This window comes from Paraburkholderia sp. BCC1885, assembly GCF_900996235.1.
Taxonomy (GTDB): Bacteria; Pseudomonadota; Gammaproteobacteria; order Burkholderiales; family Burkholderiaceae; genus Paraburkholderia.
The window spans coordinates 1-455 of sequence record NZ_CAAJGM010000150.1 but is presented as its reverse complement, the minus strand read 5'-3'; the positions used below and the strand labels follow the sequence as shown (position 1 = coordinate 455).

Annotated in this window: 1 protein-coding gene; it reads right to left on the bottom strand. The window is 64.6% G+C overall.

Translation table 11 applies throughout. The features are described from left to right. A partial coding sequence (locus FQ755_RS14980; RefSeq protein ID WP_260858597.1) for an SPFH domain-containing protein occupies positions 1-455 on the bottom strand: 455 nt, incomplete at both ends.

The following is a 455-nucleotide window of genomic DNA, read 5'->3' as shown; positions in this document are numbered from 1 at the left end:
CAGGATCGCGGCGGCCTCGCCCTGCGCCTGGTTGATGGCGGCCTGGCGCTCACCTTCCGACTTCTGGATCGCCGATTCGCGCGCGCCGGCCGCGATATTGATCTGCTCCTGCTTGCGCCCTTCCGAGGCGGCGATCAGGGCCCGCTTCTCGCGCTCGGCCGTGATCTGCGCCTGCATCGCGTGGAGGATTTCCTTGGGCGGCGTGAGATCCTTGATTTCGTAGCGCAGCACCTTCACGCCCCAGTTCGAGGCCGCCTCATCGAGCGCCGAGACGATGCTGTGGTTGATGAAGTCGCGCTCCTCGAAGGTCTTGTCGAGTTCGAGCTTGCCGATCACCGAACGCAGCATGGTCTGCGAGAGCTGCGTGATCGCCAGGATGAAGTTGCTGGACCCGTAGGACGCCTTCATCGGATCGGTCACCTGGAAGTACAGCACGCCGTCCACCTGCAGCTGCG